Annotated in this window: 10 protein-coding genes; 7 read left to right on the top strand and 3 right to left on the bottom strand. The window is 59.1% G+C overall.

Annotated features, from left to right (window positions below):
• Positions 1 to 155 precede the first annotated feature (155 nt).
• Complete coding sequence (locus HY2_RS10400) at positions 156 to 938, top strand: thermonuclease family protein (RefSeq protein WP_081815016.1); 783 nt, start codon at positions 156 to 158, stop codon at positions 936 to 938.
• Here HY2_RS10400 and HY2_RS10395 read toward each other — a convergent pair.
• Complete coding sequence (locus HY2_RS10395; protein WP_034827339.1) at positions 935 to 1,822, bottom strand: RNA polymerase factor sigma-32; 888 nt, start codon at positions 1,820 to 1,822, stop codon at positions 935 to 937. The two genes, HY2_RS10400 and HY2_RS10395, sit on opposite strands and share 4 nt — an antisense overlap.
• 186 nt (positions 1,823 to 2,008) lie before the next feature.
• On the opposite strand from HY2_RS10395, the gene HY2_RS10390 reads away from it, so the two are divergent.
• Complete coding sequence (locus HY2_RS10390; RefSeq protein WP_034827336.1) at positions 2,009 to 2,482, top strand: MmcB family DNA repair protein; 474 nt, start codon at positions 2,009 to 2,011, stop codon at positions 2,480 to 2,482.
• A gap of 5 nt (positions 2,483 to 2,487) precedes the next feature.
• Positions 2,488 to 2,934: a hypothetical protein gene (locus tag HY2_RS10385; RefSeq protein ID WP_034827333.1), complete on the top strand. Its 447-nt coding sequence runs from the start codon at positions 2,488 to 2,490 to the stop codon at positions 2,932 to 2,934.
• On the opposite strand, the gene tkt is transcribed toward HY2_RS10385, so the two are convergent.
• Complete coding sequence (gene tkt / locus HY2_RS10380) at positions 2,931 to 4,907, bottom strand: transketolase (RefSeq protein WP_034827331.1); 1,977 nt, start codon at positions 4,905 to 4,907, stop codon at positions 2,931 to 2,933. The genes HY2_RS10385 and tkt overlap by 4 nt on opposite strands.
• Positions 4,908 to 5,007: 100 nt before the next feature.
• On the opposite strand from tkt, the gene HY2_RS10375 reads away from it, so the two are divergent.
• The 4 genes from HY2_RS10375 (at position 5,008) to HY2_RS10360 (ending at position 6,468) form a co-directional block, all read left to right on the top strand.
• Positions 5,008 to 5,292 (top strand): DUF4164 family protein, encoded by a 285-nt coding sequence (locus tag HY2_RS10375; RefSeq protein ID WP_034827329.1) that lies wholly within the window; start codon positions 5,008 to 5,010, stop codon positions 5,290 to 5,292.
• The gene (locus tag HY2_RS10370; protein ID WP_034827327.1) at positions 5,285 to 5,593 is read left to right on the top strand and encodes a cell division protein ZapA; all 309 of its coding nucleotides are present in this window, start codon (positions 5,285 to 5,287) and stop codon (positions 5,591 to 5,593) included. The genes HY2_RS10375 and HY2_RS10370 overlap by 8 nt, the downstream gene beginning before the upstream one ends.
• Before the next feature lie 82 nt (positions 5,594 to 5,675).
• The gene (locus tag HY2_RS10365) at positions 5,676 to 5,888 is read left to right on the top strand and encodes an HIG1 domain-containing protein (protein WP_034827325.1); all 213 of its coding nucleotides are present in this window, start codon (positions 5,676 to 5,678) and stop codon (positions 5,886 to 5,888) included.
• Between the two features lie 7 nt (positions 5,889 to 5,895).
• On the top strand, positions 5,896 to 6,468 hold the full coding sequence (locus HY2_RS10360) for a cob(I)yrinic acid a,c-diamide adenosyltransferase (protein WP_034827324.1): 573 nt from the start codon (positions 5,896 to 5,898) through the stop codon (positions 6,466 to 6,468).
• On the opposite strand, the gene HY2_RS10355 is transcribed toward HY2_RS10360, so the two are convergent.
• Positions 6,465 to 7,427 (bottom strand): MBL fold metallo-hydrolase, encoded by a 963-nt coding sequence (locus tag HY2_RS10355; RefSeq protein ID WP_051594908.1) that lies wholly within the window; start codon positions 7,425 to 7,427, stop codon positions 6,465 to 6,467. The genes HY2_RS10360 and HY2_RS10355 overlap by 4 nt on opposite strands.

Genomic DNA, 7,427 nt, shown 5'->3' with positions numbered 1-7,427 from the left:
ATTCGAACGCGTGACCTACAGATTAGGAATCTGTCGCTCTATCCTGCTGAGCTACGGGACCGATTGGGGTAAGGCTATAAGGCAAATGGTAGCGGGGTTGAAGATGCCGATTGCGTTTGGTCGGGCGGGGCGCCGTGCTAGAACTGGGCCGGAGCATGAGCTGGGGAGGCAAGGTGGGCGTTTGGCGAATGATCTGGCTGGTGTGCGCCCTGGCGGCGTGCAGTAAGGCCGATCCAATGCAGGGGCTGGAGCCGGGGGAACGTGGCCGTGTGGTGCGTGTCATTGATGGCGACGCACTTGTGCTGGATACCGGGCAAAGCGTCCGCCTGATCGGTATCGAGGCTCCGGCTCGCCCCTATAAGGAGCGGGAAGGCCAGCCGTATCATGAAGAATCCAAGCGTTTGCTAGAAGACATGGTACTGGGCCGGGAGGTACAGCTGCACTATGCGGGTCTGACGCGAGACCGGTATGATCGTGCGCTTGCACATGTGCGTACGACAGATGCGCTGGGGCCCACACTATGGCTGAATGCGGAAATGGTGCGGCGCGGCGGGGCGCGCGTGCGGGTCTATCCGGATACGGCGCTAGCGAACGAGCCGTTACTGAAGCTGGAAAAGCAGGCGCGCGCGGCTAAGGAAGGGCTATGGCACAAGCGGGCGTACCGTGTGCCATCAGCCGATAGACTGCCGGATGATTTTACAGGTTTTCAATTGGTGGAGGGACATGTCACCGATATGATGGGGGCAGAGGGCATATATGCCTTATGCGAGCTTGCATTTGAGAGGTCTGAGTTGCGTCTGACGATCGGAAAGGGAGCGGCTCACCTCTGCCAGAGTGCGCAAGGACAAAATGTTCGCGCCCGTGGATACGTGCGTGAGATGCGTATGGAAATTTCGCACCCGCTTGATCTTGAAGTGCTGGGAGAGGCTGCAGATTAGGTGCCAGGCAATAGGCCCGCCTCATCTGGATCGCCGACAATGCGTTCAAGGGCGCGGCGCAGCTTTCCCAACGCCTGATGCTCGATCTGACGCACACGTTCCTTTGAAATGCCAAGTTCGGTGCCAAGCTTTTCAAGCGTGACAGAATCCTCACACAGGCGACGATTCATGATGATGTGCGTCTCGCGATCATTCAGGGCTGTCAGGGCGTTGGCAATCCATTCCTTCCGGCGGAAAGTGTCGCGCGCTTCCATGACCTGTTCGTCAGGCCGCGCGGATTCATCCGGTAGTAAATCCTGCCACTCCCCATCACCATCCACCGCCATGGGTGCGTTCAAAGATCGGTCAGAGGCTGACAGGCGTGAGGCCATGGATTCCACATCCCGCTCCGGCACGCCCAGATGCTCTGCGATCCAGGTCTTGTTCTCCTGGGTCATCACACCATCGCCCGTATCATCGATCTGGGCGCGCAGGCGGCGCAGGTTGAAGAAAAGGGATTTTTGGGAAGATGTCGTTCCTGTGCGCACGATAGACCAGTTGCGCAGGACATAATCCTGAATAGATGAGCGGATCCACCAGCTGGCATAGGTTGAAAAGCGAACTTGCCGATCTGGCTCAAACCGGGCTGCGGCCATCATCAGGCCGACATTCCCTTCCGAGACAAGGTCCGGCATGGGAAGGCCATAATGGCGAAACTTCGCTGCCATCGCGATGACGAGGCGCATATAGGCCCGCGTCAGTTCGTGAAGGGCGCTTTCGTCTTCTTCTTCCCGCCAGCGCCGGGCAAGATCCAGCTCATGATCGGCCTCCAGCATGGGGGCTTTCATGGCGATCTTCACATATGTTCGATCAGCAGGTCCATTGGAACTATAGGCATTGGCCATGGCCGGTCCTTTCCTCCTGCAGTGTAACTATTGCCAAGGTAACACACCCTTTACGGTCTAAAGCGCGTAGCGGATCAGATTCGTTCCATATTCTGATCACATTCGTGCGAGCATTCCCGAACTTGACCCAGTAAAGTGGCCGGGATTAGGCTGAACTCGAACATTAAGGGAACAAATAGCGCCGTGATGCCAGATCAACGCCCAGCAGACCTGCCCGGTAGCCGCGCCGCAGAGATTGTGCGCGGCACGATGCGTCTGCTGGCGGGGCTTGGTTTCCACGGTGTTACGGAAATGACGCTGGCCAATAGTCGCCGGGCAGATATTGCGGCGCTCGGGCCAGGCGGAGAAATCTGGATCATTGAGGTCAAATCGTCAGTGGCCGATTTTCGGTCAGATGCAAAATGGCCGGATTACATGTCCTATTGTGACCGTCTGTTTTTCGCCGTCGGGAGCGATTTTCCGCAGGAACTGATCCCGGATGAGACAGGCCTCATCGTGGCAGATGCATTTGGCGGCGCTGTGATACGGGATGCGCCTGAAGACCGGGTCGCTGCTGCCCGCCGCAAGGCTGTTACCTTGCGGTTGGCCCGGCTTGCGTCCATGCGCCTCATGCAAGCCGCTGATGCTGGCTGGACGGTGGCACCTGCTTTGCTTACGTGACGCTTATGACAAGCCTTGCCTTTCCCATTGCCAAGACTCTTGAAGCTGCTCTGAAGCCCCAGACGCAGGCCGCGCGCACGCGTGCGCAGGCCGAGGCGATGGCCAAGGGAGAGGTGATTGAGGAGCTGGCCGTAGATTGGCTGAACGTCACAGAGGAAGAGGCCGCGGTCTATCTTCAGGCCGCCAACAGCGAAGAGACGCCGGGGCAGGGCTATCTCCAGCGTTATGAGGACAATGAGGGCAAACCGGTCCTTGCTGTAACCTGGTGGAAGATCGCTGATCCAAAAGCCGTGAAAGCCAAGGCCAAAAAGGTAGCCAAAGTAAAACCGGCGACTGAAAAGCCGCCGGTCGAAGATCATACCGATGATCTCTATTTCCGTTCTGGGCGAACGAAACCGCGTCGCAAGCGCTACATTGACCCCCGCCAGATGGATTTGTTCAAAAAGGGCTAGATCAGGCCCTTTACGGTATTTGCCACATGCTCGGCCGTGATGCCGAAATGCTTGTAGAGGTCATCATACGGAGCGGACGCGCCGAAGCTGTCCATGCCGACAAAGCCACCTTTGGGTCCGATCCAGCGATCCCAGCCAATGCGTACACCAGCTTCGACAGCTACTTTCGGCAGGTCGCCGCCGAGTGTCTCACGTTGATACTTTTCGTCCTGCTGAGCGAAAAGTTCCATACACGGCATTGAGACGACGCGAACGTGGATTTTCTCTTTTGCCAGCTCTGCTTGTGCGGCGAGGGCAATTTCCACTTCGGACCCTGTCGCGATCAGAACAGCCGCCTCGCGGGACTTCACGCCTGACGGCGAGAGCACATAGGCGCCCTTCTCGCAGAGGTTTTCTTCCGTATGTTCCTTGCGAGCTGGTGTCAGGCCCTGACGCGTCAGGGCCATGGTGGACGGGCCGGTTTCGCGGTTGATCGCGATTTCCCAGCATTCTGCGGTCTCGACACCGTCTGCAGGGCGGAAGACCAGCATGTTCGGCATGACACGCAGAGAGGCGACCTGTTCCACCGGCTGGTGGGTTGGGCCGTCTTCGCCGAGGCCGATGGAATCATGCGTCATCACATGGATCACGCGTGCCCCCATAAGGGCGCCCAGGCGAATGGCTGCGCGGCTATAGTCCGCAAAGGCCAGGAAGGTGCCGGAATAGGGGATGATGCCGCCATGCAGGGACATGCCGTTCATTGCGGCGGCCATGCCATGTTCGCGCACGCCATAATGGACATAGCGACCGGACCAGTCCTGCGGCGTCATCGGCCCTGTGACGGCGGTCTTGGTGTTGTTGGAGCCGGTCAGGTCAGCTGAGCCGCCGACCATTTCCGGAACATGATGCGTCAGCACTTCAAGTGCCGCGCCGCTCCACTGGCGGGTGGCTTTCTTCTCGCCGCCTTCGACAACGGCTTTCTTGTGCTTGATGATAGCCTTGGACAGGTTCTTAGGCAGGCGGCCCGCAATGGCGGCGTTGAACTCGCCCTTGTGCGGAGACGCCATCAGGCGCTCTTTCCAGGCCTTGCGTGTATCCTTGCCGCGCTCGCCGACCTTCTTCCAGGCTTTCTCGATCGGGGCGGGAATCTCAAACGGTTCATGCGGCCAGCCGATGTTTTCGCGGATACCAGCCACTTCATCTGCGCCGTAAGGGCCGCCATGGGCCTTGCCGGTGCCGGCGAGCTTGGGCGCGCCATAGCCAATGATGGTTTTTACGGCCAGGAAGACAGGCTGTTTCTGTTTCTGGGCCCATTTCAGGCCAGCTTCGATGTCTTTCTCATCATGGCCGTCCACCTTGCGGGTAACCCAGCCAGCCGCTTCAAAGCGGGCGCACTGATCGGTCGAGTCGGCAACATCAATATTGCCGTCAATGGTGACGGAGTTGTCGTCCCACAGAACAATCAGGCGGTTCAGCTTCATGTGACCGGCCAGAGTGATCGCTTCCTGGCTGATACCTTCCATCAGACAGCCATCGCCTGCGATGACATAGGTCTTGTGGTCCACAAGATCGTCGCCGAAGCGCGCATTCAGGTGGCGTTCTGCCATGGCCATGCCGACAGCGGTCGCAATGCCCTGGCCCAGTGGGCCTGTGGTTGTCTCCACACCCTTTGTGACGAAGTTTTCCGGGTGACCCGGCGTGTTGGAGCCCAGCTGGCGGAAGTTGCGTATGTCATCCCGGCTGACGGATTTGTAGCCTGTCAGGTGCAGCAGGGAATAGATCAGCATGGAGCCGTGGCCGGCAGACAGGACGAATCGGTCGCGGTCCGGCCAATCAGGATTTGACGCATCAAACTTCAGGAACTTGCGGAAAAGCACCGTGGAGGCATCCGCCATACCGAGGGGCAAACCGACATGTCCTGACTTCGCCGCCTCAACGGCATCCATGGACAGGGCGCGTATGGCATTGGCCATGTCGCGGTTCGTGACAGCCATTCTGCTGATCTCCTTTGATTGCGAGTGTCGTAGGCCAGACTACGAGCCTTGCGTCAAGCCGCTTGGCGGATTGAAATAATGTGGTTACTTCATTGTGTATATGAGTGAAATCGATCCAGCTATTCGCCAACTTGAAAATGCTTTGACAAGATTGGAGGGTGCGCTCGACAGCCTGATGGCGCGAGCGGGCGATCCGGATGTAGTCAAAGCGGAACTTGCTGCCCTTGTATCAGACCGTGCCAAGCTTGCTGAAGAGCTTGATGCGTCCCTGGCACGTGAGCGTGAACTTCAGATCCTGGCAGACGAGGCGAGCGCAGCGCTTGGCTCTGCGATTGAAGAAGTGCGCGCCGCCATAGGCCGCGGGGAGGGGCAGTCCGGTGGCTAAGGCAGACATCAAACTTCGCGGCCGGTCCTATTCCATTGCCTGCGCGCCGGGACAGGAAGTTCGGATCGAGGCGCTGTCTAAACAGCTCGACGCGCGTGTGAAGCAAATTGCCAGTGCGGTTGGGGACATCGGGGATGAGCGCCTTTTGCTGATTACGGCCCTGGCGCTGCTGGATGAACTGGACGTTGCCAAGCGTACAGGCCCCGGCACCGCGCACAGTGAGGCTCGTGCGGCAGAAGCGCTGGTCAACGCCGCCACCCGCATCAATGAACTTGCTGCCCGTATGGAGAGCGGCAGCTGAACTTCCGCGACGCTTTGCACATGGCAAAGCCCGCTCAGCAGACTATGCTTGATGCTTACACAGCCTAGGAAAGGCCGCCCCAATGCAATCCTTCCTGATGATCGCCTTTTATGTCGCGTTAGCCATCCTGTTGGTCATTCTCGCGCTCGGTATCGCAAACCTAGCCCGCACCGACGGTAAACAGGCCAGCCGCTCCAATAAGCTGATGCGAATGCGGGTGATCGTTCAGGCGATCGTGATTGCGCTTCTGGTCGCGCTCGGCCTTGCCATGGGCGCCATCAAGATCGGTTTCTGAGGTAACTATGGTCAAACTCGACAAGATTTACACGCGCTCTGGAGACAAGGGCAAAACGCGGCTCTCCACCGGTGAGCCGGTCGACAAGTGGAATCCGCGCGTCATTGCCTATGGCACGGTAGACGAAACCAATGCTGCCCTCGGCGTTGCGGCCCTGCATGCCGATGAGGAGATGCTGGCCGCCATCCGGCGCGTGCAAAATGATTTGTTTGATCTTGGCGCAGACCTAGCCACGCCTGACCGGGGCAAGACGCTGGAATGGACTCCGCTGCGCATCATCGAAACACAGGTGAAACGTCTGGAAGCAGAGATTGATGTGATGAATGAATCTCTCGCGCCACTCGACAGCTTCATTCTTCCGGGGGGGAGTGCACTGGCGGCGCAGATGCATGTCGCCCGCACGCTTTGCCGCCGCGCGGAGCGGGAAGTCGCAAAGCTGGCAGCGGACGAGGCAGAAATCATCAGCCCCGAAGCGCTCGCCTATATCAACCGCCTGTCGGATTGGCTGTTCGTGGCCGGGCGCGTGGCGAACAATAATGGGGCCGATGATGTGAAGTGGGTGCCAGGGGCAAACCGCTAGGCCCGCTGGGCGTCGCGTACCTCTGCCATCAGGCCGAACAGTTCGATCACCGGCGTCACCACGCCATCGCCGCGGTACTCACGGTACAGCGTATCGACATTGACGGCGATACGTTCGGCATCACCCCAGCTTGAATAATCAGCGAGCGCGATGTCCAGCGCTGCATCTCGCACGCTCAGACCGGCATCGAAGCGCTTGCGGGCTTCGCGGTCGACATAGGCTAGATACTCCGCGACACGCTGCACACCTGCCTTGTCCGTGATCGGGCCATGGCCTGGCACGATGACATCCACATCCATATCGCAGATCTTGTTACAGGCACCGATCCAGTTCGATACCGGCCCGGCCCACATCAGCGGCGTGCCATCAATGAACAGGATGTCGCCGGTAAATACGGTTCTGTCTGCCGGAACGTGCACCAGCACGTCGCCTGCCGTATGGGCGGGGCCGACCTCGATCAACTCGACCGCCTTGTCACCTACGTTAAGTTTCATCTGCCCGGTGAAGGTCTGCGTCGGTGCGCGCTCCTCGACATTGTCGAACTCGAATGGGCCGAAGATGTCCGCGAAATAAGTGCCGGCCGGGCCGAGTTGGCTGCCCAGCTGTTTGAACTGCGCCAGCATGGCGGGCGGCACTTCCGCCATTTCCTTTGCAGAGGCTTCGGAGGCGATGATGTCAGCGTGAGGGCAGCACCCATTGCCATGGCAGTGGTCTCCGTTCGCATGCGTGTTCACAATGGTGCCGATCTTTTCTGCGCCCACGCCGGACGCATCCGCCATGGCCGTCAGCATGTCCCGCGTCAGGCGCATATCGAACAGTGTATCCACCAGCAGGGACTGGTCACCATCGACGATGAGGCCTGCATTTGACCAGCCCCAGCCACCATCGGGTTGTAGCCAGGCATAGAGGCCATTGCCCAGATCTTTCAGGCCGCGCGTATAGGTCCAGCGTTCCGCCAT

Source organism: Hyphomonas pacifica (assembly GCF_000682675.1).
Classification (GTDB): domain Bacteria; phylum Pseudomonadota; class Alphaproteobacteria; order Caulobacterales; family Hyphomonadaceae; genus Hyphomonas; species Hyphomonas pacifica.
The sequence above is the reverse complement of the archived record's forward strand: the minus strand, read 5'-3'. Positions and strand labels throughout refer to the sequence as shown.